The sequence below is a fragment of the Dyella kyungheensis genome, assembly GCF_016905005.1.
Classification (GTDB): Bacteria; Pseudomonadota; Gammaproteobacteria; order Xanthomonadales; family Rhodanobacteraceae; genus Dyella; species Dyella kyungheensis.
This window is the reverse complement of the sequence record NZ_JADIKC010000001.1, coordinates 129,316-155,147: the sequence shown is the minus strand read 5'-3', so window position 1 is coordinate 155,147 and position 25,832 is coordinate 129,316. Positions and strand designations below refer to the sequence as shown.

Sequence of the window (25,832 nt, the reverse complement as noted above, 5' to 3'; positions counted from 1 at the left end):
GCGCGCAGCGCCGTCCCGCCATGGCCGGTTTCACTCTAAGGCCCGACAGAACAGCACGTTATGGTCGCCCAGGATTTCGAAAGCCACACCCCTTTCATGCGCCAGTACCTGACCGCCAAGGCGGCGCACCCGGAGGTGCTGCTGTTCTTCCGGATGGGCGATTTCTACGAGCTGTTCTACGACGACGCGCGCAAGGCCGCGCGACTGCTGGACATCACGCTGACCCAGCGCGGCCAGTCGGGAGGCCAACCCATTCCGATGGCCGGCGTGCCTTACCACGCGGCCGAGAACTACCTGGCGCGGCTGGTGCGGCTGGGCGAGTCGGTGGCGATCTGCGAGCAGATCGGCGATCCGGCCACCTCCAAGGGTCCGGTGGAACGCAAGGTGGTGCGCATCGTCACGCCGGGCACGGTGACCGATGCCGCGCTGCTGGAAGAACGCCGCGACAATCTGCTGATGTCCATCGCGGCCGGTGCGCATGGCGCCTATGGCCTGGCGTGGGTGGATCTGGCCAGCGGCCGTTTCCTGCTCAGCGAAGTGCCGAGCGCCGAAGCGCTCGCCTCGGAACTGGCGCGCCTGCAGCCGGCGGAAACGCTGGTGGGCGAGGATGTCGCGTGGCCGAAACTGGTCAGCGCCCTGCCCGGCCTGCGCAAACGTCCGCCGTGGCATTTCGACGGCGATGCGGCCAAGCGCGAACTCAACCGCTTCTTCGGCACGCGCGATCTCGGCGGTTTCGGCGTCGATCGCCTGCCGCTCGCGGTGGCCGCCGCGGGTTGCCTGCTCGGCTATGTGGAAGAAACGCAGAAGAGCGCGCTGCCGCATATCTCCGGCATGTCGGTGGAAAGCGCCGGCGACACCATCTCGCTGGACGCGGCCACGCGTCGCAATCTCGAACTCGATACCCATCCCAGCGGCCGCACCGAGCACACCTTGCTCGGCGTGCTGGACGAAACCGTTACCCCGATGGGCGCGCGCCTGATGCGCCGCTGGCTCAATCGACCGCTGCGCTCGCGCGAGTTGCTGCGCGCACGCCATCAGGCCATCGGCACCTTGATCGATCATCGCCAGCACGAAGCCTTGCGCGAGCGGTTGCGCAGCATCGGCGATCTGGAGCGCATCCTGGCGCGCGTGGCCTTGCGTTCGGCGCGGCCGCGCGACCTGTCGACGCTGCGCGATGGCCTGGCCGCCGCACCGCTGTTGCGCGGTTTGATCGCCTCCCTCGACAGCCCTCTATTGCACGCGCTGGTAGAACGCATCGGCGATCACGCCGAGACCGCCGCCCTGCTCGTTCGCGCGGTGGTGGAACAACCGCCCGTCCTGCAGCGCGACGGCGGCGTCATGGCCGACGGCTACGACGCCGAACTCGACGAACTGCGCCGCCTCGCCACGCATGCCGACCAGTATCTGGTCGAGTTGGAGGAACGCGAGAAAGCCGCCAGCGGCATCACCACGCTGAAGGTCGGCTACAACCGCGTGCACGGCTACTACATCGAGATCAGCAAGGGCCAGGCCGACAAGGCGCCCACGCATTACACGCGCCGCCAGACCACCAAGAACGCCGAACGCTACATCACCGAAGAACTGAAGAACTTCGAGGACAAGGTGCTCTCGGCCAAGGAACGGTCGCTGATGCGCGAGCGCGCGCTGTACGAAGCGCTGCTCGACACGCTGACCGCGCACCTGGAGCCGCTCAAGAGCGCCGCCTCCGCCATGGCCGAACTGGACGTGGTGGCGACGCTGGCCGAGCGTGCCATCACGCTGGACTGGAGCGTGCCCGAACTCACCGACGAACCGGGCATCGCGATCGAGCGCGGCCGTCATCCGGTGGTGGAAAAAGTACGCGAGGAACCGTTCGAACCGAACGACCTGGTGCTGGACGACAGCCGCCGCATGCTGGTGATCACCGGCCCCAACATGGGCGGTAAATCCACCTATATGCGCCAGAACGCGCTGATCGTGCTGCTGGCGCATATCGGCAGCTACGTGCCGGCGTCGCGCGCGGTGATCGGTCCGATCGATCGCGTATTCACCCGCATCGGCGCGGGCGACGACCTGTCGCGCGGCCAGTCCACCTTCATGGTGGAAATGAGCGAGACGGCCAACATCCTGCACAACGCCACCGAGCACAGCCTGGTGCTGATGGACGAAGTGGGCCGCGGCACCAGCACCTACGACGGCCTCGCGCTTGCCCGCGCAGCCGCCGTGCATCTGGCCGCCAGCAGCCGCTCGTACACGCTGTTCGCTACGCATTACTTCGAACTCACCGAACTGGCCAACGAATACGCCTCCATCGCCAACGTGCACCTGGACGCGGTGGAATACGGCGAGCAACTGGTGTTCATGCATGCGGTGAAGGAAGGCCCCGCCAATCGCAGCTTCGGCCTGCAGGTGGCCGCGCTGGCGGGTTTGCCGAAGACGGTGATTGCCGACGCACGCCGCACGCTGGCCGAACTCGAACGCGGCATGCATCAACATGCCTCGGCCGCTGTTACCAAGACGCCGGCGCAGGAGTCGCCGCAGATGGGCCTGTTCGCCGCTGCAACGTCGGTGGTGGAGCGCGCGCTGGAAGGCATCGATCCCGACGCCCTGACGCCACGCGAGGCGCTGGAAGCGCTCTATCGGCTCAAGTCGCTGGCCTGAGCGTCGGCAAGCATCGGCTCGCCGGAGGGACGAGCCGATGCGATGAAACGCGCGCTAGTGCGGATACTCCGACTTGCGCGCGTTGCCGATCGCTTCCAGCACCGGCGTGGGCAGGTGGTCGAGATCCAGCACCACCTTGCCTGAGTGCACGGCGCGCACCGCGCTGGCGGGTATCTCGAAATCCCCGCCGTTCTCGATGTAGACCAGCAATGCACTGCCGCCCGCAAGCAGCCGGCGCACTGAGCCGATGCCGTCTTCGCCGTCGGCCACGAAGACCATGTCGCCTTCCTGGATGCTCTCTGCCACGACACGCCTCCGCGGGAATGAAGGCAGGCATCGTCAGTCACACCGGGTCGCGTGTGCGTGAAAGCCCCGGCGTCATGCAGGGCGATTCTCAACCGGTGTCATTTCTGCAGGGCTGTGCCTTGTCCCGGAACACTTGCGCAACGTCCATAGGCCATGGCTATGAATCACATCGGAACAATCGAATTCCGTAAATGAGCCGAGCTACCTAGAGTCGGGGTCAAGCCAGCCATCGCCAGCCATCCCCACGCAAGGAGCCCACGCATGACCACGCATCGCAAGACCCTCACCACCGCCTCCGGCGCAGCGGTTCCCGACAACCAGAACGCTCTTACCGCCGGCCCGCGTGGACCGCTGCTGGTGCAGGACCATCAGCTGTTCGAGAAGCACGCGCATTTCAATCGCGAACGCATTCCCGAACGCGTGGTGCATGCCGTGGGCTCGGCCGCGCATGGCACGCTGACCATCACGCACGACATCACCCGCTATTCCCGCGCCAGGGTGTTCAAGCCCGGCACGAAAACGCCGCTATTCCTGCGCTTCTCCACCGTGGCCGGCGAGCGCGGTGCGGCGGACGCGGAGCGCGACGTGCGCGGCTTCGCCATCAAGTTCTACACCGAGGAAGGCAACTGGGATCTGGTAGGCAACAACACACCGATATTCTTCGTGCGCGATCCGTACAAATTCCCGGACTTCATCCACACGCAGAAGCGCGATCCGCGCAGCAACATGCGCAACCCCACCGCCATGTGGGACTTCTGGTCGTTGTCGCCCGAATCGCTGCATCAGGTGACCATCCTGATGAGCGATCGCGGCCTGCCTGCCACGCTTCGCCATATGCACGGCTTCGGCAGTCATACCTATAGCTTCTGGAACGACCTGGGTGAACGCTACTGGGTGAAGTTCCACTTCAAGACGCAGCAAGGCATCGAGAACTGGACCAACGAGAAAGCAGCCGGCGTGATCGGCCAGGATCGCGAATCGCACCAGCGCGACCTGTACCAGGCGATCGAGCGCAAGGATTTCCCGAAGTGGACGATGTACGTGCAGGTGATGCCGGAAGCCGAGGCGCAGAACACGCCGTACAACCCGTTCGACCTCACCAAGGTGTGGCCACACAAGGATTACCCGCTGATCGAAGTGGGCGTGCTGGAACTCAACCGCAATCCGGACAACTACTTCGGCGAAGTGGAACAGTCGAGCTTCTCGCCGGCGAACGTGGTTCCCGGCATCAGCCACAGCCCCGACAAGATGCTGCAGTTCCGCATCTTTTCCTACGCGGACGCCGCCCGCCATCGCCTGGGTACCAACCACGAGGCGCTGGAGATCAATCGTCCGCGCTGCCCGGTGCACAACTACTACCGCGACGGCCAGATGCGATTCGACGGCAACGGCGGCGGCAGCGTGAACTACGAGCCGAACTCGTTCGACGGACCGGTGGAAGACAAGTCGGCACAGGAGCCGCCGCTGACGATTTCAGGCGATGCCGATCGCTACAACCATCGCGACGGCAATGACGACTACACCCAGCCGGGCGATCTGTTCCGCCTGATGAGTGCAGATCAGCAACAGCAACTGTTCCGCAACATTGCCGCGGCCATGCAAGGCGTGCCGGAAGCTATCATCCGCCGCCAGCTCGGTCACTTCAGCAAGGCCGATCCTGCCTACGGCGCAGGCGTGGCGAAGGCGGTGGGCATCACGCTCTGACGATGGTGCAAACGACAAGGGCGACGTCTCGCGAGAGCGTCGCCCTTGGTTTTCCTGCGCGGAGAACGCTCAGGCCGCCATTTCAGGCACGTCGATCGGTGCGGGTTCGTCGGTGGCATTGGCCAGCATGGCCGGGATGGTTTCCACTGGCACCGAGACCGGCAGCGACACCACTTTCGCCGCTTCGCGCGCCGAAAGCCGGCCGAAGCCCACCAGACGATCGATACTGCGCGCCACTTCCGACTGTCCGAACGGCTTGCTGATGAAATCGTCGGCACCGAAGCGCTGCACGTAGAACTGCTCCGTCGCCTGCTGGTTGCCGCTGATCATCACGATGGGCACATGCTGCGTGGCCGGATCGTGGCGCAGCGCGCGCAACACGGCAAAACCGTTCATGCCCGGCAGCACGATATCCAGAAAGATCATCGCCGGTGGCTCGGCACGCGCCATCTCCAGCGCGCTCTCGCCGTCGGCCGCGCGCACGACTTCGTAACCGTCCACTTCCAGCATGCGGCCGAGCACGGCGCGAATGGTCGCCGAATCGTCCACCACCAGTATCCGTGCACCATGCGTGGTCTTGCGCCACGTCTGCTCGCCCTGCCCCGGCGTCGCGCTCGAAAGCAGTCGCTTCAGGAATCCCATGCCCGCCATTGTCGCCCTCCCACTGCTTATCCCTGTGGGAAGACCGCGCGCCCGCGCGGTCTTCCGTGGAGGACATGCTTGCGCAGAACGGCTATGCGTTCTGAGATGGGTGACTCACATGGAATCCTTAAGCCGTCGCAATTCTCGACGTGCCTGCTTGTCCGGACGCCCTGGCGGGGCCATGGCGCCCAATAACTTACGCTGAGCCTTCGCCGCCTCGCGGGCGGCGATGCTGGCCTCGCTTTCGCGATAAAGCGCCTGCGCGGCACTGGCCGGGCCACGTTTTTCCGACAGCGCCAGCACTTCCACTTCGAGCCGTTCCTCGCCGCGATGGATGCGAAATACATCGCCGACCTGAACCGCCTTGGCGGGCTTGCAGCTGCCGTCGTTAAGGTCGATCTTGCCGCCGTCGATGGCCTGCTTGGCGAGGCTGCGAGTCTTGAAGAAACGCGCGGCCCAGAGCCATACATCGGCGCGTACGGGGGATGTGGGGGATGAGGGCTGTGACATGCCGCCATTGTCGCGCAGTCCGACCCACCTTGTAGCTGCCATTGTGGGAGCGCACTTGTGCGCGACAGCCTTTCGCGATGTCACGGCATGAGGTCGATCGAAGCGCCCCCGTCGCGCACAAGTGCGCTCCCACAAGGGGGCGGTTGGTGGCTCTACAGCACGGTGCCCTGGTGGAACAGCATCTGCCATTGCCCGTCGCGCAAGCGCCAGATCGAACTGCGCAACGAGTCCGACGCGGGCCGCTGCGGCGTGGCGAAGCGATGCCCGCGGTAGGTCACCAGGGCCACCCCGTCGGCCAGCATGGTCACCTTGAAATCGGTGACTTCACGTGGCGAAAAGGCTTCGCCGCGCAGTGCCTCGACGATCGCATCGCGCGTCCACACGGTACCGGAGACGCCGAACTCGAAGAACTCCTCGGCGATCAGCCGCCGCAGCGCCGCTTCATCGGCGCGCACCTCCTGCCGGTGCAATTGCGTTTCCAGATCGAACAGATGTGCAGCGATATCCATGAGATTTCCTCAGCCGCCCAGCAGCAGATTGCCCAGCGGAATGGTGATCAGCGACAACACGATGCCCGCACCCAGCAGGGTATTGGCGAGCGACGGCTCCAGCTTGTATTCGTCGGCCAGAATCGCGGCGGAAATCATCGGCGCCATGCCCGCCTGCAACACACCCACCGTCAAGGTGAGACCGCCGACGCCTGCCGCCTCGCCCAGCAACACGGCTACGAGGGGCGCGAGCAGCAGCTTCCATCCCAGACCCAACAGCACGGCTGGCAGCTGGCGTTCGCCCAGATGGAACTTGAACTGCAAACCTACCGAAAACAGCGCCAGCGGCGTGAGCGTGGCGCCGATGGGCGTGAAGACATCATCTAACAGCGGCGGCCAGCCGCCCAGCGCGCCCACGATCACGGCCAGCAGCAGGGCAAGGAACGATGGGAACGTGAGAATGCGGCGCGCAATCACGCCCGCTTGCGGCGATCGACCCGCATAGATGGATGCCACTGCCACGCCGGCCGACGACAGCAGCGGAAAACATCCCAGCTGATCGGCCACCACGGCAAGCGCCAGGCCCTGCTTGCCGTGCAGGGCCTCCATCATCGGATAGCCCATGAACGCGGTATTGCCCAAGCCGCAGACCAGCGTGAGCGCGCCAATGCGTTCGCGCGACCAGTGAAGCAGCTTGCCCAGCACGGCGAACAGCAGCCACGCACCGAAGAACGTCACCCACATGGCCGCCACGGGAAACCACAGCTGCGCGTCCACTTTCACCTTGGGCACCAGCGCCAACACCAGCGCCGGCAACGCCACGTTGATCACCCACCAGTTGACCCCATGCACGATACCCGCCGGCGGTTTGGCAAACCGCGCAACCAGCACGCCCAGCAGAAGGCAGGTGAATAGCAGGAGCAACGCGCTCATGGGGTTCCAGGGAAACAAAACGGCCGCAGTATAGCGGCCGTGTTAGGGCGGGCCTTGAGCCGCCCCGTATGAAACGCTTCCGCGAGCACCCGCCCCTCACCCCGGCCCTCTCCCCAGAGGGGAGAGGGAGAAGTGCGGTGCATCGCGAGGACTAACCGGCGATCAAGCGATTCAACCGCTGCACGAATGCCGCCGGATCCGGCAACTGCGCCCCTGCCGCAATCTCGGCCTGATCCAGCAGCAGATTCGCCAGATCGGCAGACTTCGCCGCATCGCTCTCGCCCTCGACCCGCTTCAGCAACGGATGCTGCGGATTCACTTCCAGCGTCGGCTTCGCCGCGGGAACGTCATGCCCCGCCTCGCGCAACAAACGGGCCAGATGCGGTGCCATCTCATAATCGGACAACGCCAGGCACGACGGCGAATCGGTCAGACGCGCCGACACGCGCACATCGCCCACGCGATCGCCCAGCAGTTCCTTGAGCTTGTGCACCAGCGGCTCGGCCGCCTTGCTCGCCTCTTCCTGCTGCTTCTTGTCCGCCTCGTCCAACGGCAGTTCGCCCTTGGCCACGTTGCGCAGCTTCTTGCCGCTGTATTCGGTGAGGCTGTTGAGCATCCACTCGTCGATGCGATCGGACATCAGCAGCACTTCGATGCCCTTGGCCTTGAACGCTTCCAGCTGCGGGCTGCCCACGGCGGCGGTATAGCTGTCGGCGGTGATGTACCACACGGTGTCCTGGTCGATCGCCATGCGGCCGATGTAGTCATCGAGCGACACGGTCTGCGTTGCGCCGTCGCCCTTGGTCGAGGCAAAACGCAGCAGCTTGGCGATGCGTTCGCGGTTGGCGGCATCCTCGGCGATGCCTTCCTTCAAGGTGTTGCCGAAGGCCTTGTAGAACGTCACGAACTTCTCGGGCTCGTCGCGCGAGAGCTTCTCCAACAAGTCGAGCACGCGCTTTACGCAGGCGGCGCGAATGCGTTCCAGCTGGCGATTGTGCTGCAGGATTTCGCGGCTCACGTTGAGCGGCAGATCGTCCGCATCCACCACGCCGCGCACGAAACGCAGGTAGTTGGGCAGTAGTTCTTCGGCGGCGTCCATGATGAAGACGCGCTTGATGTAGAGCTTGAGGCCCTTGCGCTCGTCGCGACCGCCCATCATCAGGTCGAACGGCGGCTGCTCGGGGATGTACAGCAGCGTGGTGAAACTCTGGCTGCCTTCGACGCGGTTGTGCGTCCACGCCAGCGCATCGTTGAAGTCGTGGCCCAGCGACTTGTAGAAGCCCTGGTAGTCCTCGTCGGAAATCTCGTTGCGCGGCTTGGTCCACAGCGCCGAGGCATCGTTGACGGTCTCCCACTCGCCGGTCGGCTTGCCGTCTTCTTCCTTCGGGCAGCGGATCGGGAACGCGACGTGATCGGAGTACTTGCGGATCAGCGAGCGCAGCTCCCAGCCCTTGAGGAACTCGTCCTCGTCGGCCTTCAGGTGCAGGATCACCGCCGTGCCACGCTCGGGCAGATCCACCTGGGCCAGGCTATATTCGCCCTTGCCATCGCTCTCCCACTTCACGCCCTCGCTCGCCGGCAGATCGGCGCGACGGCTCAGCACGGTGACGCGGTCGGCCACCACGAACGAGGAGTAGAAGCCGACGCCGAACTGGCCGATCAGGCGCGCGTCGGTTTTCTGTTCCGCGCTCATCGCCTCGAGGAAGCGGCGCGTGCCGGAGCTGGCGATGGTGCCGATGTTGGCAACCACTTCATCGCGGCCCATGCCGATACCGTTGTCGCGCACGGTGACGGTGCGCGCCTGCGGGTCCCAGCTCACGTCGATCTGCAATTCGCCGTCGCCGGACAGCAGGTCGGGATGGGCAATCGACTCGAAGCGCAGCTTGTCGCACGCATCGGAGGCGTTGGAAATCAGTTCGCGCAGGAAGATTTCCTTGTGCGAGTAGAGCGAGTGCGTGACCAGATGCAGGACCTGGGCGACTTCGGCTTCGAATTTGCGGGTTTCGGGGGCGTTGTTCGTCATGCGAAAAGACTCATGCAAAGGTCGGTCGAAGGAAGGGACAAGCGAAGGGGCCGATAAATCGGCCCCTTATGATGCCCGCTCTCGGTGCGAAAGCGGGTGAAATCAGGCGTTGGCCGACGCGTTCTGCAGGGCGGCAATGCGCTCTTCCAGCGGCGGGTGGCTCATGAAGAGGCGCTTGAAGCCGGTGGCCAGATGGCCGGAGATGCCGAACGCGGCGATGGTCTGCGGCAACGTGCTCTCGCCGTGCTGTACCTGCAGCCGCTGCAGCGCCGAGATCATGGCACCGCGACCGGCAAACTTGGCGCCGGCGGCATCGGCGCGGAATTCGCGCCAGCGCGAGAAGGCCGACACGATCATCGAGGCGAACAGGCCGAACACCAGCTGCAGCACCAGCACCGAGACGAAGTAACCGATGCCGCCACCGCCGTCGCGGTCGCGGCCGCCGGACAGCCAGCTGTCGACCAGGCGGCCGACCACGCGGGCCGCCACGATCACCAGCGTGTTCACCACGCCCTGGATCAGGGTCAGCGTGACCATGTCGCCGTTGGCGACGTGGCCGATCTCGTGGCCGAGCACGGCGGACACCTGCTCGCGATCCATCTGCTGCAGCAAGCCGGTGCTCACCGCGACCAGCGAGCTGTTCTTGGTCATGCCGGTGGCGAACGCGTTCATTTCCGGCGCGTCGTAGATCGCCACCTCGGGCATGCCGATGCCGGCGGCCTGGGCGTGGCGGCGCACGGTGTCCAGCAGCCAGCGCTCGGCTTCGTTTTGCGGCTGCTCGATCACGCGGGCGCCGGTGGACATCTTCGCCATCCACTTGGACATGGCCAGCGAGATGAAGGCGCCGCCCATGCCGAATACCGCGGCATAGAGCAGCAAGCCGCCCATGCCGCCGTAACCACGGGCGGCGGCCCACTGATCGATGCCGAACAGGCGGCAGACGATGCTCAGCAGGAACAGGACGGCGATATTGGTAAGCAGGAACAATGCGATGCGACGCATGGCTGTCTCTCGGGCAGTCATGAAAGGGGATACGGCTTGGCCGTGGTGGAAGGATCGTGGCGAAATCTTGCGGTTTCAAGGGCCATGAGCCGGGAATCTTCAGTGCAGCTGCCAAGGCTTCAACAACGCGTCAGCTACACATGACACCGGACCGCTCCTGCAAGGAGCCGCCCCACCCGTAAAATGGCCCGATGAACTACCGCGGACGATTCGCTCCCTCTCCGACCGGCCATCTCCATTTCGGTTCCCTCGTGGCGGCCGTGGGCAGTTGGTTGTGCGCCCGACACGCGGGGGGCGCCTGGCTGCTGCGCGTGGAAGACATCGATCCGCCGCGCGAGATGCCCGGCTCCGCGGAAAGCATCCTGGCCGCCCTGCCCGCCTTCGGCCTGGCGGCGGATCAGCCCGCACTGTTTCAATCGCAGCGCCATGCGGCCTACGAGGCGGCCTTCGAACAGCTCAAGGCCGCCGGGATGGTCTTTCCCTGCTGGTGCAGCCGCAACGACCTCGCCGGGGGACTGCATCTGGACGGACAATGCCTGGCAGCCCCTGCCGATGGACGCGAACCCGCCTGGCGCCTGCGCGTGCCGGACATCGAGGTCTGCTTCGTGGATGCGCTGCAGGGCCCGCAGAACCAGAACCTGCGGCTGAGCGCCGGGGATTTCGTGATACGCCGGGTGGAGGGCTACTACGCCTACCAACTCGCCTGCGTGGTGGACGATGCCTTCCAGGGCATCACCGAGGTGGTGCGGGGCAACGACCTGCTCGATTCCACGCCACGCCAGATCTTCCTGCAGCGCTGCCTTAAGCTGCCCACGCCCACCTATCTGCACCTGCCGCTGGCGCTCGATGGCGAAGGCCGCAAGCTGTCCAAGTCCGAGCGCGCCCATCCGGTCGACCCCACCGATCCATTGCCTGCGCTCCGTCGCGCGCTGGATTTCCTCGATCTGCCGGTCTCTTCCACGGCGCGCGATCCGGCCGGCCTGCTGGCACATGCCCTCGACCATTTCACGCCGGACCGGCTGCCGCACTGCAGCGAACGCGCTGCAGCCTAAACGCGTTCAGCGGCCACCTACCGCATCGGGACCCAAGACGGCGTACCCTGCGTAGACGTTTTGCCATGTCGCGCGTGGTAGACATGGCAGCATCCCGGTTGCACGATCGGGGTTGATCGCACACTCGCATCTTTGGAGAACAGGCATGACGCAACGCACGGCATTGGTCACTGGCGGCACGGGTGGTATCGGTACGGCGATCATTCGCTATCTCGGGCGCCAGGGACATCGGGTCGCCACCAACTACCGCGACCAGGCCAAAGCGGAAGCGATGAAGGAAATGATGGCGAAGGAAGGCATCGAAGTCTTGCTGGTGCCGGGCGACGTGAAGGATCCCGATTCCTGCGAAGCGATGGTGCGCATCATCGAGAGCGCCATGGGCCCGGTGGAGATCCTGGTCAACAACGCCGGCATCACGCGCGACACCACCTTCCACAAGATGAGCTATCCCCAGTGGATGGAAGTGGTCAACACCAACCTCAATGCCTGCTTCAACGTCACCCGCCCGGTGATCGAAAGCATGCGGCACAACAAATGGGGCCGCATCGTGCAGATCAGCTCCATCAACGGCCAGAAGGGCCAGTACGGCCAGGCCAACTACGCCGCCGCCAAGGCCGGCATGCATGGCTTCACCATTTCGCTGGCGCAGGAAAACGCCAAGTTCGGCATCACCGTGAACACCGTCTCGCCCGGTTACGTGGGCACCGACATGGTGATGGCCGTGCCTGAAGAAGTCCGCGAGAAGATCGTCGCGCAGATCCCGGTGGGTCGCCTCGGCAAGCCCGAGGAAATCGCACACGCCGTGGCTTTCCTTACCGGCGAAGAAGCGGCGTGGATCACGGGCGCCAACCTGTCGATCAATGGCGGGCATTACATGGGGTGGTGACAGCACCACAGGCCAGCCCATTGTAGGAGCGCACCCTGTGCGCGACCGGCCGGAGCGGATGCGCCGCGCTGGCCGGTCGCGCACAAGGTGCGCTCCTGCAGAGGCTTAGCTTGCCAACAAGCGCTCCATCACTCTGCCCACCGCGGCAAACGCAAACGCTCCCGTGACATGCGTGGCGGCGCCCAGCCCACCGCCACACGCAAGATTCAACGCCTCCGTGCCATCCGCCACCGGTGGCCGCGTACCGCACACCGTGCCATCCGGCTGCGGGTACTGCACGTTCTGCAGCGAATACACCGCCGACACGCCGAAGTAGCGATCCGGATTCTTGGGGAAGTTGAAATCCTGTCGGAGCTTCTTGCGGATCAGACTGAACATCGCATCGTGCTCCGTGCGCGACAGGTCGCGCACGCGGATCTGCGTGGGATCCGTACGGCCACCCGCCGAGCCCACCGTCACCATCGGCAACTTGCGGCGCCGGCACCAGGCGATGGCCTCCAGCTTCACGCGGAACGCGTCGCAGGCATCGAGCACCACGTCGTAACCGCGATCGAGCAATTCGTCCAGCGTGGACGTGGTGAGGAAGCGCTCGATGGCGTCGATCCTGATCGCCGGGTTGATCGCCCGCAGGCGCTCCTCGATCACTTTCACTTTCGACTTGCCGAACTGCCCGTCCAGCGCATGCAGCTGGCGATTGGTATTGGATAGGCAGATCTCGTCGGCATCGATCAAGGTGAGACGGCCCACGCCCGTGCGCGCCAGCGCCTCGGCAGCCCACGAACCGACGCCGCCGATGCCGATCACGCAGACGTGGCTGTGCATCAGCTTGTCCAGGCTGCCCACGCCATAGAGACGCTCCACCCCGGCAAAGCGTTCACGTGGAAACACCGGGCCGGCCTCGTCGGCGGCCAGCGCGATCGGTGCTTCCAGCGGGGTGACGTTTTCGGTCTGCATCATCGAAGCCATGACAACATCTTGAAGAAGAGCCATTTTATCGGGAACTGTGCGCCGCTGCAGGCGGCCGCTATGCTGGGGGTTCCTATGCGTCTCCAGGGAGTTTCACCGCATGCGTTCCGCCCTCTTGATCGTGCTTGGCCTGGCCATCGGCATCGTCGGCACCGTGTTTGCCATGAATGCGCTGCATTCGCGCGAACCGTACTCGCACACCGTGATGACCATGATGTCGCATCATGCCGGCGCGCTCAGCGCAGCCGTGAAGGCACAGAAATGCGATGCGGTGCAATCGCAGCGGCACCTTTCGCGACTGCTGGAGACCCAGGCCGACTTCGATGAGGCCTTTCCGGGCGTCGATCAGCCATTCAAGGACGAGGCGACCAAGCTGCGCGAGAAAACCCAGGCGGCGCTGCAGGCTGCACCGGCCGACTGCAAGGCACTGGCTGCGGCGATCAAGCCGATCGGCGAGACCTGCCAGTCGTGCCATCAGCAGTACCGCTGAGCAATCCTCCTGCAGGAGCGCACCCTGTGCGCAAAAAGCGGGCGGAGCAGTGACACCCAACTCTGCGGTCGCGCACAGGGTGCGCTCCTACAAAGGGCGCGTGTAGCACTCAGATCTTCACCTTGCCGCGCAGGATCTGCCAGTACATCACCCAGTCGCCCATCAGGCTGTACAGCGGGTGGGTGAACGTCGCGGGCCGGTTTTTCTCGAACACGTAGTGCCCGATCCAGGCAAAGCCATAACCGGCCACGGGCGCCAGCAGCAACCACCACGCATTGCCGCTGACGATGGCCAGCACGATCACCGCCAGCACCAGGGTGCTGCCGGCGAAGTGCATGCGCCGGCATTGCACGTTGCCGTGTTCGTTGAGGTACAACGGATAGAACTCGCGGAAGCTGCGGTAGCCGGACATGCGCGTCACCCCGTTGGCCTGCCCTGAAGCCTAAATCGCCTTTCCGGCAGATGCAGCATGCAGCGCGTCATGCCGGCAGCGGGATGTACTCTTCCTCGTCGCCCACCACCTTGCCCATGCGCTGGGCGGCCCAGTCCGCCTTGGCCTGCTCGATGCGCTCGCGCGTGCTGGCCACGAAGTTCCACCACAGGTGGCGCTCGCCATCCAGCGGCGCACCGCCGAACAACATCACGCGGCTCTTGCTGCGCGCGCGCAGCGGCGGCGAGGTCGGACCGGTCTGCACCGCCGCGTGCATCGGCACCACGGTGACGCCATCCCACTCCACTTCGCCGTCCACCACGCAGACGCCGCGCTCCACGTGCTGGTCCGGCCAGGGCAACTCAGTGCCCTCTTCCAGCGTGGCATCGATGAAGAACATCGGCGCGAACACTTTCACCGGCGATTCCTTGCCGTAACCGGTGCCCGCGATCAACACCAGCTCCGCGCCGGGCAGCGACATGCGCGGCAATTCGTCGGCGCCGTGATGGTGGAATTCCGGCTCGACCTCCGCATCTTTCTGCGGCAGCGCCACCCACACCTGGATGCCGTGCGTGCGCAGGCCGCCGCCGCGCGCTTCCGGCGGCGTGCGCTCCGAGTGCACGATGCCGCGACCGGCCGTCATCCAGTTCACTTCGCCGGCACGGATATCGGCAATGCTGCCGAGGCTGTCGCGATGCCGGATCACGCCATCGAACAACCACGTCACCGTGGCCAGGCCGATGTGCGGATGCGGCCGCACATCGATGCCCTTGTCGTCGAGGAACGTCACCGGCCCCATGTAATCGAAGAACACGAACGGGCCCACATGGCGAGCCTGCAGCACCGGCAGCAGGCGTCGCACGTTGAAGCCATCGCCCAGGTCGTGCACGCGTCCATCGATCAGTGTCGGTTGCTGTTCCATCGTCTCTCCTTCAGTTACCAGGCGCGCTGGTATTGCTCGGGCGCAGGGATCGTAACGCCAAGCTCCTGCGCGGCGCGGCGCGGGAAATAGGGATCGCGCAGACTCTCGCGCGCGATCAGCACCAGGTCGGCCGCCCCCTCGTCGATGATGCGCGCCGCGTGTGTGGATTCGGTGATGAGACCCACCGCACCCGTGGCGACACCGGCGTCATGGCGCACGCGGGCGGCAAACGGCACCTGGTAGCCCGGTGCCAGCGGGATCTTTACATGCGGAACCAGTCCGCCGCTGGAGACATCGACCAGGTCGACGCCCATCGACTTCACTTCGCGGGCCAGTTGCACTGTCTGCTCGACATCCCAGCCGCCCTCGCTCCAGTCCGTGGCGGAAATGCGCAGCCACAGCGGCAGGTGCTCGGGCCACACTTCGCGCACGGCAGCGATCACCTCGCGCACCAGCCGTGTGCGGTTCTCGAAACTGCCGCCGTACTGGTCGGTGCGCTGGTTGCTTAGCGGCGAAAGAAACTGATGCAGGAGGTAGCCGTGCGCGCCGTGCAGCTCGATCAGCTGGAAACCGGCGGCCAGCGCGCGCTCGGCGGCGGCGCGGAAATCCGCAATCACTTGCGCAATGCTGGCCGCGTCGAGCGCCTGCGGCACGTGCCAATGCGCATCGAACGGTACCGCCGACGGCGCCACGGTTTGCCAGGCGCCCGCGTCGGCCGCCAGCGGACCGCCGCCTTCCCACGGACGCATCGAACTGGCCTTGCGTCCCGCGTGGGCCAACTGCACGCCGGCCGCGGCACCGTGTGCCTTGATGAAGGCGACGATCGGCTGCCAGGCCTTCTGCTGCACCTCGTTCCACAGCCCCACATCGGCTGCGGAAATGCGGCCTTCGGGCGAGATCGCGGTCGCTTCGGTGATCAGCAGTCCGGCACCGCCCACGGCGCGGCTGCCCAGATGGACGAAGTGCCAGTCGTTGGGCAGACCATCGGTGGCGGAGTATTCGCACATCGGTGCAACGACGATGCGGTTGCGCAGCGAAATGCTGCGCTGGGTAAACGGGGTGAAGAGTTTCATGGGCCTGCTCTGAAAAGCGTTCTGCCAGACATGCCGTCGCGTTGTCCCGGCTTCAAGTGCCCGAACCGCTAGTTTGTGCATGCAGCCACTGCGCGATGCGCATCGCGACTGCCTCGGGTGCTTTCATCCAGCCGAAGTGATCGGCCCGCTCGATGCCCAGCTGGCCAGCCGTCATCACCTGTTGCGTGTTCGGGCTGCGCGGCATCTTTCCGAGCAACCATGACAGCGACGCCTGCGGTGCGAGCCAGTCGTCGTGCATGCGCACGCCGATGATCGGCAACTCGAGCTGGCCCATCAGCGCCTCGAAATCGACAGCCATGCCGGCGGCGGCATAGCGGCCGGTGCGTCCGGTACGCGCCCAGTCGTCGATCAGCTGCCGCGCCTCGTTGCCGCCGAAGCCGATCCGCCGTCCCGGCAGATGGCCGACCAGGCGCGCCAGCCACGGTGCCGACGCATACGCCAACCACAACAGGCGGCCCTGGGGGAACTGGCGCCAATAGGGCGAGCCGCTGGCCACGACCAGCAGGGCCGCCACGTCGCGCGGATGCACGCTGGCATAGAGGGCCGCCAGCTGGCCACCAAGGCTGTGACCGCCCAGCAGCAGGCGCCCTCGGGGCAGGCGGGCGCGCAGGGCCGCGATGCCAGCGGGTATGTCGTCTTCCAGCAATTGACGGTAGCCCCAGTCTTGATGGCGGTCGGCCCGCTTGTCGCTGGAACCGATGCCGCGCCATTCGTGGATCGCCACCGCGATCCCACGCTCCGCCAACGCCTGCGCCAGCGGCAGGTAATGCTTGGCCGCCACGCCCAACGCCGGCAGCCAGTAAACCGTCTGCGTCGCCTCCGATGCGGGGCGCTGTAGCAGCAATTCCGCTCGCGCTCCATCGGCCGCCAACACGGGAAACAGTTCGTGCGCGGGCAGCGCGGTGGCAGCGGAAAGGGAATCGGACATGCTCGGCACGCATCGTGGATAAGCGGAGCAGGCTACGCCAATTCGCGCGCGACTAAAAAGCCGGCCAAAGAAAAGGCCGGCATGCGCCGGCCTTTTCTTCATGCAGTAAATATCCAGATGAACTCAGGCGGGCGCCACTTCATCGGCTTGCAGACCCTTCTGCCCCTGCACCACCTTGAAGCTCACCTTTTGCCCCTCTTTCAGGCTGCGGAAACCCGAGCCGCTGATTGCCCGAAAATGCACAAACACATCCGGGCCGCTTTCACGGCTGATGAAACCAAAGCCCTTGGCGTCGTTGAACCATTTCACAGTGCCAACTTCACGATCCGACATGACTCACTCCGATCAACTCGATGCTGAGACAAGTCAGCCTCCCCTTTGGCCGACGGCTTACTGCGCATGCAGGGATCGGGTGTAGCGATGTGGACTCATCAAGAGTCGCGCATCGGGCACGCACGTGACCGAGCAACCACAGTGAATCCAGCATAACGGATTTCTTTAATGCAAGTGAATGGCTTTAATCACCGCTTTTGATTTTCACATTTCAATGACATTTGCGAATAAACAAAAAGGCCAGGCATTGCTGCCTGGCCTTTTCTTTGGCGTTTGGAACGCCTAATTACCGCGGGCTTACTTAATTACTGCGGGATCACTTCGTCGGCCTGCAGGCCCTTCTGACCCTGCACGACCTTGAAGGAGACCTTCTGGCCTTCCTGCAGGCTCTTGAAGCCGTTGCCCTGAATCGCGCGGAAATGCACGAAAACGTCCGGGCCGTTGTCACGGCTGATGAAGCCGAAGCCCTTGGCATCGTTGAACCACTTGACGGTACCAATCTGACGATCAGACATGTAAATCACTCCATAGGATTTGAACAGACTCAGCCCGACATGTGCAGGCCGGCTTACTGGTGTGCAAGGAAACCCTAGGGGTGAGGCGATGAGGCTAGATCGAGATCAGCGGCATCGGGTCACAAAACTCTGGTGACCCCAGCAAACACAGTATGTGCATCATAGCCGCTCCCCGGTCGCAAAGCGACTAGGCCAGTAGGAATAAACCTGAATGGACTACCGTCAGCGCTTACTCAAAGACGTTTGATTTTCACGCCATCTTCGCATTTCATCTCGTCACTTGATCAGCACAAAACCCGTCTTGCTCAATCGTCGCCAGGAGAAGCTTTCATGATGTTCCGTCGCCACCACCGTCTTGCCCTCCTTGCCCTGGCCGCCGGTGGCGTCATCCTGGCCGGCTGCTCCAGCAAGCCCGAAACGCGACCGGTCACCACGGCGCATGGCAGCACCGCTACCACCGCTCCATCAGGTTCGCGCGCTGCCAGCGCCGGCACGACCACGAGCAAACCCCGCACCGGCACGGTGACCACCTCCGGCGGCAGCCCGTTGCCCAATAGCACAGGCATTGCGGCCTGCGACGACTATCTGGCCAGTTACATGTCCTGCCATGCGGCCGCTGGCGTGTACCCGGCCGACCAGCTGCAGTCCCGCTATCAGGACATGCGCACCAGCCTGCTGCAGGATTCGGTCGACCCCAACAAGCGCCCCCTGATGGGTGCCCGCTGCACGGCGTTGGCCAAGCAGTTGCGCGAAACGCTGAAGGGCAAGTCCTGCGCACCCGTGAGCCCGGCAAGCAACGCCAGCGCGCATTGATCTTCAGCGCAGCAACGCACGCAGCGCTGCGGCCACCGACGCGGGCCGGCTGCGTGCGATTTTCACCTTGGGGGTTCCGTGCCATTGCGCCGTGGTGCGCAGCGCGCCAGCCACTTCTTCTAGCAGGCGCGGGGTAGGCTCCACCTCCGGTTCGAGGTACAGCGCCTTGACCTCGAACACGCCCTCGCGACGATGTGCCTTCGCATCCAGTCTTCCCACCAGCGCTCCACGATGGAGCACGGGCAACACGTAGTAGCCATAGCGCCGCTTGGGCGCCGGCACGTAGCACTCGATGGTGTATTCGAAACCGAACAGCGCTTCGGCGCGCGCACGATCCCATACCACCGGATCGAACGGCGACAGCAATGCGGTGTGCGTCGCGCGCAACTGGCCTGACGATGCCTGCAGCAACAGCGCGGCGTGATCGCGGTGCACATACGCGGGCACGGTCCAGCCGGCCACCTGCACCATCAGCAGTTCGCCGTCGGCCACCAGCGGCGCCAGTTCCTTGTCGGTGACGGCAGGTTTCAGGCGGTAGTAGTCGGCAATCCAGCGTGCCTGCGCGATGCCGAGTGCGCGCACGCTGTCCAGGATGAAGCGGCGACGCAACGCCTCGTGATCGAGTGCGAGCAAGCCGCGATCCATCGGTGGATCGAGTTTCTCGAGCACGCGTTCCGTCAGGTCGTACACGCGCTGGAAGCGCTCGCGCCGCGTCACCATCAATTCGCCGAGCGCGAACCACGCTTCCAGCCAGCGCTTTTCCGGCTTCCACGACCACCAGCCACCGCCGCCGCGCGTTTCGCTTTCGAAATCCGCCGCGCGTGCCGCACCGTTGTCGCGAATACGCGCAAGCAAGCCATCCATGCCATCGCGATGTTCCCGGTGCATGCGATCGGCGTGCTTGGACGCCCAGTGCATCGAACGTTGCATGCGCCAGGCCTGATGCAATGCAAGATCCGTCGCCGGCACGAAGCACGCTTCGTGCGCCCAGCTTTCGGCGATGCGACCGGCCTCCAATGCATCCTCCAGCCATTGCGGCTCGTAGTCGCCAAGACGCGAGTGCAGCACCAGGTAAGGACTGCGCGCCACCACATGGATGCTGTCGATCTGCAACAGCCGCATGCGCGTCACCGCCGCCACCACGTCGGCGGGCTTTGCACGCGACTTCGGCTTGTTGAGCAGACCTTGCGCCGCCAGGTGCAGACGCTGTGCCTGCACCAACTTCAACGCCGTGTGTGATGCGGATGAAGAAACCGACAACGGTAACGAGGGTTTCACGTGTTCACGATGCCTTTATTGAGGCGGCATTTAGCCGTGTTTTGTTAGTTTGGTCCACAGCGCGAAGGACATGCAGCGCGACACGCATTCCATCCCTGCCCCATCGCGCGCATCCGTTCACAAGCCACGCATTCTGGCATGGAGTCATGACGATGAAATCCCGCACACCCTTGATCGCTCTTGTTACCGCCGGCTCGATGATGCTGGCCGGTTCGGTGTTGGCGCAGGACCAGACCATGCCAACTCCACCGCCTCCGCCGCAACCGGTGCAAAGCATGCCGGCAACGCCGCCGCCTCCGCCGCCGCCCGGGCAGGACATGTCCGCGCGACCGACGCCTCCGGTACCGACCCAGGTCATGCCCGCCACGCAACCCACGCCGCCGCCTCCGCCGGGCGGCACACAGGCACAGACTGCCAGTGCGGGCCAGCAGGTCACGATCAATTCGAGCGTTCCGCCGGTCAATCCCGGTCCGGCGCCGAGTTTCGAGCAGCTCGCCAATGGCAAGAGCTATATTTCGGAGAACGACGCATCGGCCTATCCGTTGCTGGCCAACGACTGGGCTTATGTGGACAAAGGGCACGCCGGCCGCGTGACCAAGAAACAGTACGAAGCCTGGTTGAACCACAACCAGTAAGATGGGGTCTTCCGACGCGGGTCGCCGGCAACGGCGGCCCGCGTCGTCACATGCGATACAGCAAGGCGCTGGTATTTGATCGGTCCCCGGCACTGCGTTTGTGTTCGCACGCCCGCCCAGGATGACTCCCACGATGCGACGTACTTCCCTGGCAGCCCTTTCGATCACGCTTGGCCTGCCTACCTTCGCTGCGCATGCGCAGAACCCCAGTCCGATGGACATTCGCGCATGCACCGCGATCGAGACGGATGCGCAGCGCCTCGCCTGCTACGACCGGGCAACGGGACGCGACAATCTCCCCGCAGCGCAAAAGAAGAGCGATGCTGCTGCCCAGGCGCCTGTTCCGCCGTCGACGACACCTTCGACCAATGCGTTCGGCCACGAAACGCCCAGGACGAGCACGCAGATCGCTGCCACCGAGAGCGCCGAGGCCACGCCGGAAGTAAAGCCGCTGTCGCTGCTCGACAGCCGCTGGGAGCTTTCGCCGGAGAGCAAGCTCGGCACCTTCAATCTGCGCGGCTACAAGCCCATCGTGGTGATGCCGTTCTTCGCCAGCAGCAACCAGAACCGCCAGCCCAACAGTCCCAATCCGCTCAATACGGTGACCTCGCCGGAGCAGCTGGACAACATCGAGAGCAAGTTCCAGCTGAGCCTGAAGACCAAACTCTGGCAGGGCGTGTTCGGCGACGAAGGCGATATATGGGCCGCGTTTACCCAGTCGTCCCGCTGGCAGGTCTACAACGAAAAGGAATCGCGCCCCTTCCGCGAAACCAACTACGAACCCGAAGTCATGCTGATGTTCAACACGAACTACCAGCTGGCCGGATGGAATGGACGCCTGCTCGGCATCGGCCTCGATCACGAATCCAACGGGCAATCCGATCCGCTGTCGCGCAGCTGGAACCGCGTGATGGGTTACATCGGTTTCGAGCGTCCGACCTGGACGGTGATGTTCCGCCCCTGGTGGCGCATTCCCGAGGGCGGCCCGGATGACAACAACCCGGACATCGACAATTACATGGGCCGGGCCGACATGCAGATCATCCACGAATGGAAGGGCCAGGAATTCGGCCTGATGCTGCGCCATTCCCTGCGTGCCGGCAGCGAGAGCCACGGCGCGGCGCAATTCACCTGGTCGTTCCCGGTGGCCGGCAACCTGCGCGGCTACATGGAATTGTTCAAGGGTTACGGCGAAAGCATGATCGACTACAACCATAACGCGACCTATCTCGGCATCGGCGTGTCGCTGCTCGACTGGTACTGATGCTTACCACCAGCTTGTCTTGGTGCCGGTGAGGATGCGCAGCATCTGTCCGCGCGCCAGCGGCAGGCGTCCCAACGGACCGAAGACACCATCGCGCACGGTGGCCAGCGCATCGCGGTTGGATTGGAACAGCGGCGTCAGCCATCGACTCAGGCGCTGATAGATGGCGACGTGCCGACGTCGCGCTTTTCGATACGCATGCAGTGCCGCGCCCAGCTCGTCGTGCGACGCCAGGGCGTCCGCCAGCGCCTGTGCATCGAGCAGCGCCATGTTCACGCCCTGCCCCAGCTGCGGACTCATGGCGTGCGCCGCATCGCCCACGAACACCGTCTGACCTTCGACGGTCGAGCGCAGCAACACGTCGCGATAGCGGGCACGATGCAGCTGGGTGGATGAGTGGATGCCGGAAAGACACGGCAAGGCCTCGGGCCACAGCTCGGCTACCCGCTGGCGAAGTCGCTCGAATGCAGCCTCATCGAACGCATCCACCTGCTCGCCGGGAAGACTGTAGAAGAACGTGAGCCAGCGCTGATCGGAATCGTCGCGGCGCCCGACCGGCATCAGGCCGATCATCTCCCGCGCTCCCGCATAACGCTGATGCAGCACCGTGCTGTGCGGCCAATCCGCTGCGGGCAGCAGGCACCACATGGCGCCCCAGGGATACAGCTGCTCGCTGCGCACCACGCTGGTGCGATGACGCAGGGCGGAATGCGCGCCGTCGGCGGCGATCACCAGGTCGAAGGGTCCGTGCTGTTGTCCACCGGCGTCGATGAGGAACCTGCCATCGTCCGAGCGTCGCTCGATGCGCGTGCCGGTGACGATCGCGTCCCGATCCGCATAGGCGCGATGCAACAGCGAGAACAGCGCGCCACGCGTCATGCCCAGGCCGAAGCAGTCGGGGGCGTGATCGCGATAGTGCATGTCCATCACCATGCGGCCGGCGAGATTGCAACCGTAGAGTTGCTCGATGCGTTGGCCGCTCGCGAGCGCCTGGCCATGCAGGCCTAGCCGGGCCAGCACGGAAAGACCGGTGGGTTGCAACAGGAAGCCGGCGCCAACGGGACCGGGCGCAGCCGCCTGCTCGAATACGGTAAGGGAGTGCCCGGCCTCGGCCAACAACAGGCAGCTTGCCTGGCCGGCCACGCCGTAGCCCACGACGGCGATGCGCAACTTCCCTTGCATGACCACTCCTTGTCTGATCGCGCAGTGTGCACGATCCATGCGACGGCTTCATGCCTCGCAGGGAACGGCGTCGACGGGATCGCCGACGCCGTTCTTCGTCACTCAGTGGTGATGGCCGCCTTCACCGTGCACGTGGCCGTGCGAAAGCTCTTCCTCGCTGGCCGGGCGCACTTCAGTCACTTCGACGTCGAAATGCAGGGTCTGGCCGGCGAGCGGGTGATTGCCGTCGATGTGCACCTTGCCGTCTTCGATCTTGGTGACGGTGACATTGATCACGCCCTGCGGGCCGCGGCCCTGGAACTGCATGCCCGGCTGGATGTCTTCCACGCCCTGGAAGGCCTCGCGCGGCACTTCCTGCACGAGCTCGGCGTGATGCACGCCATAGCCTTCTTCCGGCGCCACGTCGACCTTGAACTGGTCGCCGACCTGGCGGCCTTCCATCGCCTTTTCCAGGCCCGGGACGATCTGGCCCACGCCCTGGAGGTACACGAGCGGCTCGCGACCCTGCGAGCTGTCGAGGATCTGGCCGTTGTCGTCGGTCAGCGTGTAATGGAAGGAAACGACGGAGTTGTTCTCGATCTGCATGATGGTCTCTAAAAGGGGAATGGCACCGGCTGAGCCCGGTACGAATCTCCAAGATTAACAGAGCCCTTGTGACGATGCCGGCTAGGCGCGGGCATGCCGGATTGGCCATACTCCGGCCATGGTTCTCGAGAAACAGCTGCTACGCCGCGCTCGGGCCGCCTTTTTCGGGCTGGCGTTGGCGGGTTTGCCGGTGTCGCTACTGGCCACGCCGCAAAATCAGGTCCTTCCCGCACAAGCGCCTGCCAGCGCGGCCTCGCTGGCCCAGCAGATCGACGCGGTGATCGGACAGGCGCGCTTTGCCGGTGCCGACTGGGGCATCGCGGTGGTGTCGCTCAGCAACGGCCGCACGGTCTACAGCCATCACGCGGACCAGCTGTTCCAACCCGCCTCCACCGCCAAGCTGTTCACCGCGGCGGTGACGCTCAGCGAACTGGGTGCCGACTACCGCATCCCCACGCGTGTGCTGGCCGGTGGCGAGATACGCAACGGCAGGCTCGACGGGCCGCTGATCCTCTACGGCATGGGCGACCCCACCCTCGGCGCCGACGTGGCCACGCTGGGCTGGGCCAATCAGCTGGCCGAGCAACTGGCGGCGCAGGGCCTGCGCCATGTGCGTGGCGACCTGATCGCCGACTCGACCTACTTCGCCAGCCCCGCCATGGGCACCGGGTGGGAAGCAATCGATCTGCAGAGCTGGTTCGCCGTGCCGTCCAGCGCCTTGAGCGTGGGCGAGAACCAGGTCGACGTCACGGTGACGCCGGGCGCCGGTGCCGGCCTGCCGGCCCAGTTGCGCTTCGATCCCGCCAACGCGATACCCAGCGTGGCCAACGAGGTGGTGACCAGCGCGCAGCGCACGCACAACGACGTGAACCTCTATCGCGCACCGGGCGATGGCGTGCTGTACGCGTTCGGCAACATCGCGGCCAAGTCGCCCGCGCAAAACTACAAGCTCGCCCTGCCCGACCCCGCGCAATTCGCCGGCCAGTTGTTGAAGGAGGCGCTGCAGCGCCATGGCATCCAGCTCGACGGCAAGCTGCTCACCGTGCGCTGGCCGCGTCGCGACACTTTCCTGCCGGCACAGCCGCAGACCCTGGCCGAAGTGTTGTCGCCGCCGATCGGCGAGATCCTCGAACGCGGCCTCAAGCGCTCGCAGAATCTCTATCTGCAGAACCTGCTGTTGCTCGCCGGCGTGAAGGCTCAGGCGGATATGGAGCAACGCGAAGGCAGCATGGGTTTCATCACCAGCGAGCGCTGGGGCATCCGCGCGATGCATCAGCTGCTGGAACAGATCGGCATCGCGCCGGCCGCCAGCCTGATCGAGGAAGGCACGGGACTGTCGCGGCGCAATCTCGCCACCCCGCGTGCGATGGCGCAGTTGCTCGCCTTCCTCGCCGGCCAGCCGTACGGACCGGCGTTGGCGGAGGCGCTGCCGATTGCCGGTGTCGACGGCACGCTGCAATGGCGCATGCGCAACACGCCGGCTGAAAACAACCTGCGCGCCAAGACGGGCAGCATGAGTTTCGTGCACTGCCTGGCGGGCTACGTCACCAGCGGCGACGGCGAGCGGCTGGCATTCGCCATCATGCTCAACAACTACGATCCACCCGCGGGCGCGCCCAGCGCCACCCGCGACATCGACCAGATCGCCGTACTGCTGGCCGGATCGCGGCAGCCAGCGTCAACGCCGGCGGTGGCGACTCAGCCTGCCAACTGATTGCGCAGGTCCTTGCCGATCTTTTCCGGCGTGTCGGTGGGCGCGTAGCGCTTCACCACCTGGCCATCGCGATCGACCAGGAACTTGGTGAAGTTCCACTTGATCGATTCGCTGCCCAGGATGCCTTTGCCCTCGCTCTTGAGCCACTTGTAGAGCGGGTGCGCGCCATCGCCATTGACCTCGACCTTGGCGAACAGCGGGAAGCTCACGTCGTAGCTGGTGGAACAGAAGTTGCGGATCTCGGCCTCGTCGCCAGGCTCCTGATGGCCGAACTGGTCGCAGGGAAAACCCAGCACCACCAGGCCCTTGTCGCGGTCGGCGCGCCACAGCGCCTCCAGCCCGGTGTATTGCGGCGTGAATCCGCACTTGGAGGCCACGTTGACGACCAGCAGCGTCTTGCCGCGAAAGTCGGCCAGCGAGCGCTCGTTGCCATCGATGTCGCGCGCGGAGAAATCGTAGATGGAGGTCATCGCAGCCATTCCTCATTGAAAGGACGC

At 64.9% G+C, this 25,832-nt stretch carries 27 protein-coding genes; 9 read left to right on the top strand and 18 right to left on the bottom strand.

Features of this window, described 5'->3' with window-relative positions; genetic code table 11:
- The first annotated feature begins 60 nt into the window (after positions 1-60).
- Positions 61-2,640, top strand: a complete 2,580-nt coding sequence (mutS, locus tag ISP20_RS00800; protein WP_239535140.1) for a DNA mismatch repair protein MutS — start codon at positions 61-63, stop codon at positions 2,638-2,640.
- 54 nt (positions 2,641-2,694) lie between these two features.
- Here mutS and ISP20_RS00795 read toward each other — a convergent pair whose 3' ends face one another.
- Positions 2,695-2,946 carry a hypothetical protein gene (locus ISP20_RS00795; RefSeq protein ID WP_204634161.1) on the bottom strand — a complete coding sequence of 84 codons (252 nt, stop codon included), beginning with the start codon at positions 2,944-2,946 and terminating at the stop codon, positions 2,695-2,697.
- Positions 2,947-3,207: 261 nt separating this feature from the next.
- On the opposite strand from ISP20_RS00795, the gene ISP20_RS00790 reads away from it, so the two are divergent.
- Complete coding sequence (locus ISP20_RS00790; RefSeq protein ID WP_204634160.1) at positions 3,208-4,650, top strand: catalase; 1,443 nt, start codon at positions 3,208-3,210, stop codon at positions 4,648-4,650.
- A gap of 69 nt (positions 4,651-4,719) precedes the next feature.
- Here the strand turns inward: ISP20_RS00790 and ISP20_RS00785 are convergent, their stop codons facing one another.
- The 6 genes from ISP20_RS00785 to htpX all read right to left on the bottom strand — a co-directional run bounded on the left by ISP20_RS00785 (position 4,720) and on the right by htpX (position 10,248).
- On the bottom strand, positions 4,720-5,301 hold the full coding sequence (locus ISP20_RS00785) for a response regulator (RefSeq protein ID WP_204634159.1): 582 nt from the start codon (positions 5,299-5,301) through the stop codon (positions 4,720-4,722).
- 105 nt (positions 5,302-5,406) lie between these two features.
- A complete protein-coding gene (locus ISP20_RS00780; RefSeq protein WP_204634158.1) occupies positions 5,407-5,802 on the bottom strand; it encodes an RNA-binding S4 domain-containing protein in 396 nt (131 codons plus the stop codon).
- Between the two features lie 152 nt (positions 5,803-5,954).
- On the bottom strand, positions 5,955-6,311 hold the full coding sequence (locus tag ISP20_RS00775; RefSeq protein WP_204634157.1) for a nuclear transport factor 2 family protein: 357 nt from the start codon (positions 6,309-6,311) through the stop codon (positions 5,955-5,957).
- A 9-nt stretch (positions 6,312-6,320) separates the two neighbouring features.
- Positions 6,321-7,223: an AEC family transporter gene (locus ISP20_RS00770; RefSeq protein WP_204634156.1), complete on the bottom strand. Its 903-nt coding sequence runs from the start codon at positions 7,221-7,223 to the stop codon at positions 6,321-6,323.
- A gap of 151 nt (positions 7,224-7,374) precedes the next feature.
- Entirely contained in the window at positions 7,375-9,246 is a 1,872-nt protein-coding gene (htpG, locus tag ISP20_RS00765; protein WP_204634155.1) for a molecular chaperone HtpG, read from the bottom strand.
- Between the two features lie 102 nt (positions 9,247-9,348).
- The gene (htpX, locus tag ISP20_RS00760; protein WP_204634154.1) at positions 9,349-10,248 is read right to left on the bottom strand and encodes a protease HtpX; all 900 of its coding nucleotides are present in this window, start codon (positions 10,246-10,248) and stop codon (positions 9,349-9,351) included.
- A gap of 191 nt (positions 10,249-10,439) precedes the next feature.
- Between htpX and gluQRS the strand changes: the two genes are divergently transcribed.
- A complete protein-coding gene (gluQRS, locus tag ISP20_RS00755; protein ID WP_204634153.1) occupies positions 10,440-11,300 on the top strand; it encodes a tRNA glutamyl-Q(34) synthetase GluQRS in 861 nt (286 codons plus the stop codon).
- Positions 11,301-11,445: 145 nt separating this feature from the next.
- Positions 11,446-12,186, top strand: a complete 741-nt coding sequence (phbB, locus tag ISP20_RS00750; RefSeq protein WP_204634152.1) for an acetoacetyl-CoA reductase — start codon at positions 11,446-11,448, stop codon at positions 12,184-12,186.
- Positions 12,187-12,291: 105 nt separating this feature from the next.
- Here the strand turns inward: phbB and ISP20_RS00745 are convergent, their stop codons facing one another.
- On the bottom strand, positions 12,292-13,140 hold the full coding sequence (locus ISP20_RS00745; RefSeq protein ID WP_425490759.1) for a tRNA threonylcarbamoyladenosine dehydratase: 849 nt from the start codon (positions 13,138-13,140) through the stop codon (positions 12,292-12,294).
- Positions 13,141-13,252: 112 nt separating this feature from the next.
- On the opposite strand from ISP20_RS00745, the gene ISP20_RS00740 reads away from it, so the two are divergent.
- The gene (locus tag ISP20_RS00740; protein ID WP_204634151.1) at positions 13,253-13,642 is read left to right on the top strand and encodes a cytochrome c; all 390 of its coding nucleotides are present in this window, start codon (positions 13,253-13,255) and stop codon (positions 13,640-13,642) included.
- Positions 13,643-13,751: 109 nt separating this feature from the next.
- On the opposite strand, the gene ISP20_RS00735 is transcribed toward ISP20_RS00740, so the two are convergent.
- The 6 genes from ISP20_RS00735 to ISP20_RS00710 form a co-directional block, all read right to left on the bottom strand.
- Positions 13,752-14,054 (bottom strand): Mpo1-like protein, encoded by a 303-nt coding sequence (locus tag ISP20_RS00735; RefSeq protein WP_204634150.1) that lies wholly within the window; start codon positions 14,052-14,054, stop codon positions 13,752-13,754.
- A gap of 67 nt (positions 14,055-14,121) precedes the next feature.
- Positions 14,122-14,994 carry a pirin family protein gene (locus ISP20_RS00730; RefSeq protein ID WP_204634149.1) on the bottom strand — a complete coding sequence of 291 codons (873 nt, stop codon included), beginning with the start codon at positions 14,992-14,994 and terminating at the stop codon, positions 14,122-14,124.
- 14 nt (positions 14,995-15,008) lie between these two features.
- The gene (locus ISP20_RS00725; protein ID WP_204634148.1) at positions 15,009-16,067 is read right to left on the bottom strand and encodes an NADH:flavin oxidoreductase/NADH oxidase; all 1,059 of its coding nucleotides are present in this window, start codon (positions 16,065-16,067) and stop codon (positions 15,009-15,011) included.
- Positions 16,068-16,119: 52 nt separating this feature from the next.
- On the bottom strand, positions 16,120-17,016 hold the full coding sequence (locus ISP20_RS00720; RefSeq protein ID WP_204634147.1) for an alpha/beta hydrolase family protein: 897 nt from the start codon (positions 17,014-17,016) through the stop codon (positions 16,120-16,122).
- 123 nt (positions 17,017-17,139) lie between these two features.
- Positions 17,140-17,349, bottom strand: a complete 210-nt coding sequence (locus ISP20_RS00715) for a cold-shock protein (RefSeq protein WP_019465668.1) — start codon at positions 17,347-17,349, stop codon at positions 17,140-17,142.
- Positions 17,350-17,654: 305 nt separating this feature from the next.
- Entirely contained in the window at positions 17,655-17,864 is a 210-nt protein-coding gene (locus ISP20_RS00710; protein ID WP_038616297.1) for a cold-shock protein, read from the bottom strand.
- A 330-nt stretch (positions 17,865-18,194) separates the two neighbouring features.
- Between ISP20_RS00710 and ISP20_RS00705 the strand changes: the two genes are divergently transcribed.
- Positions 18,195-18,677, top strand: a complete 483-nt coding sequence (locus tag ISP20_RS00705; protein ID WP_239535138.1) for a hypothetical protein — start codon at positions 18,195-18,197, stop codon at positions 18,675-18,677.
- A gap of 3 nt (positions 18,678-18,680) precedes the next feature.
- Here ISP20_RS00705 and ISP20_RS00700 read toward each other — a convergent pair whose 3' ends face one another.
- On the bottom strand, positions 18,681-19,895 hold the full coding sequence (locus ISP20_RS00700) for a winged helix-turn-helix domain-containing protein (protein WP_338030947.1): 1,215 nt from the start codon (positions 19,893-19,895) through the stop codon (positions 18,681-18,683).
- A 212-nt stretch (positions 19,896-20,107) separates the two neighbouring features.
- On the opposite strand from ISP20_RS00700, the gene ISP20_RS00695 reads away from it, so the two are divergent.
- On the top strand, positions 20,108-20,590 hold the full coding sequence (locus tag ISP20_RS00695; protein WP_204634146.1) for a hypothetical protein: 483 nt from the start codon (positions 20,108-20,110) through the stop codon (positions 20,588-20,590).
- Positions 20,591-20,723: 133 nt separating this feature from the next.
- A complete protein-coding gene (locus tag ISP20_RS00690) occupies positions 20,724-21,854 on the top strand; it encodes a phospholipase A (RefSeq protein ID WP_204634145.1) in 1,131 nt (376 codons plus the stop codon).
- A 3-nt stretch (positions 21,855-21,857) separates the two neighbouring features.
- Here the strand turns inward: ISP20_RS00690 and ISP20_RS00685 are convergent, their stop codons facing one another.
- Together ISP20_RS00685 and ISP20_RS00680 are read right to left on the bottom strand one after the other, a co-directional pair.
- The gene (locus ISP20_RS00685) at positions 21,858-23,036 is read right to left on the bottom strand and encodes an FAD-dependent oxidoreductase (protein ID WP_204634144.1); all 1,179 of its coding nucleotides are present in this window, start codon (positions 23,034-23,036) and stop codon (positions 21,858-21,860) included.
- A 102-nt stretch (positions 23,037-23,138) separates the two neighbouring features.
- Entirely contained in the window at positions 23,139-23,621 is a 483-nt protein-coding gene (locus ISP20_RS00680) for an FKBP-type peptidyl-prolyl cis-trans isomerase (RefSeq protein WP_239535136.1), read from the bottom strand.
- A gap of 118 nt (positions 23,622-23,739) precedes the next feature.
- Between ISP20_RS00680 and dacB the strand changes: the two genes are divergently transcribed.
- Positions 23,740-25,335, top strand: a complete 1,596-nt coding sequence (dacB, locus tag ISP20_RS00675; protein WP_204634143.1) for a D-alanyl-D-alanine carboxypeptidase/D-alanyl-D-alanine endopeptidase — start codon at positions 23,740-23,742, stop codon at positions 25,333-25,335.
- Here dacB and ISP20_RS00670 read toward each other — a convergent pair.
- On the bottom strand, positions 25,320-25,805 hold the full coding sequence (locus ISP20_RS00670; RefSeq protein WP_204634142.1) for a glutathione peroxidase: 486 nt from the start codon (positions 25,803-25,805) through the stop codon (positions 25,320-25,322). The two genes, dacB and ISP20_RS00670, sit on opposite strands and share 16 nt — an antisense overlap.
- Positions 25,806-25,832 lie beyond the last annotated feature (27 nt).

What these genes read in the sequence shown, in the direction of transcription:
- mutS (WP_239535140.1), top strand. Translation starts at nt 61, where the DNA reads ATGGTCGCCCAGGATTTCGAAAGCCACACCCCTTTCATGCGCCAGTAC.
- ISP20_RS00790 (WP_204634160.1), top strand. Translation starts at nt 3,208, where the DNA reads ATGACCACGCATCGCAAGACCCTCACCACCGCCTCCGGCGCAGCGGTT.
- ISP20_RS00785 (WP_204634159.1), bottom strand. Translation starts at nt 5,301, where the DNA reads ATGGCGGGCATGGGATTCCTGAAGCGACTGCTTTCGAGCGCGACGCCG.
- ISP20_RS00780 (WP_204634158.1), bottom strand. Translation starts at nt 5,802, where the DNA reads ATGTCACAGCCCTCATCCCCCACATCCCCCGTACGCGCCGATGTATGG.
- ISP20_RS00775 (WP_204634157.1), bottom strand. Translation starts at nt 6,311, where the DNA reads ATGGATATCGCTGCACATCTGTTCGATCTGGAAACGCAATTGCACCGG.
- ISP20_RS00770 (WP_204634156.1), bottom strand. Translation starts at nt 7,223, where the DNA reads ATGAGCGCGTTGCTCCTGCTATTCACCTGCCTTCTGCTGGGCGTGCTG.
- htpG (WP_204634155.1), bottom strand. Translation starts at nt 9,246, where the DNA reads ATGACGAACAACGCCCCCGAAACCCGCAAATTCGAAGCCGAAGTCGCC.
- htpX (WP_204634154.1), bottom strand. Translation starts at nt 10,248, where the DNA reads ATGCGTCGCATCGCATTGTTCCTGCTTACCAATATCGCCGTCCTGTTC.
- gluQRS (WP_204634153.1), top strand. Translation starts at nt 10,440, where the DNA reads ATGAACTACCGCGGACGATTCGCTCCCTCTCCGACCGGCCATCTCCAT.
- phbB (WP_204634152.1), top strand. Translation starts at nt 11,446, where the DNA reads ATGACGCAACGCACGGCATTGGTCACTGGCGGCACGGGTGGTATCGGT.
- ISP20_RS00745 (WP_425490759.1), bottom strand. Translation starts at nt 13,140, where the DNA reads ATGCAGACCGAAAACGTCACCCCGCTGGAAGCACCGATCGCGCTGGCC.
- ISP20_RS00740 (WP_204634151.1), top strand. Translation starts at nt 13,253, where the DNA reads ATGCGTTCCGCCCTCTTGATCGTGCTTGGCCTGGCCATCGGCATCGTC.
- ISP20_RS00735 (WP_204634150.1), bottom strand. Translation starts at nt 14,054, where the DNA reads ATGTCCGGCTACCGCAGCTTCCGCGAGTTCTATCCGTTGTACCTCAAC.
- ISP20_RS00730 (WP_204634149.1), bottom strand. Translation starts at nt 14,994, where the DNA reads ATGGAACAGCAACCGACACTGATCGATGGACGCGTGCACGACCTGGGC.
- ISP20_RS00725 (WP_204634148.1), bottom strand. Translation starts at nt 16,067, where the DNA reads ATGAAACTCTTCACCCCGTTTACCCAGCGCAGCATTTCGCTGCGCAAC.
- ISP20_RS00720 (WP_204634147.1), bottom strand. Translation starts at nt 17,016, where the DNA reads ATGTCCGATTCCCTTTCCGCTGCCACCGCGCTGCCCGCGCACGAACTG.
- ISP20_RS00715 (WP_019465668.1), bottom strand. Translation starts at nt 17,349, where the DNA reads ATGTCGGATCGTGAAGTTGGCACTGTGAAATGGTTCAACGACGCCAAG.
- ISP20_RS00710 (WP_038616297.1), bottom strand. Translation starts at nt 17,864, where the DNA reads ATGTCTGATCGTCAGATTGGTACCGTCAAGTGGTTCAACGATGCCAAG.
- ISP20_RS00705 (WP_239535138.1), top strand. Translation starts at nt 18,195, where the DNA reads ATGATGTTCCGTCGCCACCACCGTCTTGCCCTCCTTGCCCTGGCCGCC.
- ISP20_RS00695 (WP_204634146.1), top strand. Translation starts at nt 20,108, where the DNA reads ATGAAATCCCGCACACCCTTGATCGCTCTTGTTACCGCCGGCTCGATG.
- ISP20_RS00690 (WP_204634145.1), top strand. Translation starts at nt 20,724, where the DNA reads ATGCGACGTACTTCCCTGGCAGCCCTTTCGATCACGCTTGGCCTGCCT.
- ISP20_RS00685 (WP_204634144.1), bottom strand. Translation starts at nt 23,036, where the DNA reads ATGCAAGGGAAGTTGCGCATCGCCGTCGTGGGCTACGGCGTGGCCGGC.
- ISP20_RS00680 (WP_239535136.1), bottom strand. Translation starts at nt 23,621, where the DNA reads ATGCAGATCGAGAACAACTCCGTCGTTTCCTTCCATTACACGCTGACC.
- dacB (WP_204634143.1), top strand. Translation starts at nt 23,740, where the DNA reads ATGGTTCTCGAGAAACAGCTGCTACGCCGCGCTCGGGCCGCCTTTTTC.
- ISP20_RS00670 (WP_204634142.1), bottom strand. Translation starts at nt 25,805, where the DNA reads ATGACCTCCATCTACGATTTCTCCGCGCGCGACATCGATGGCAACGAG.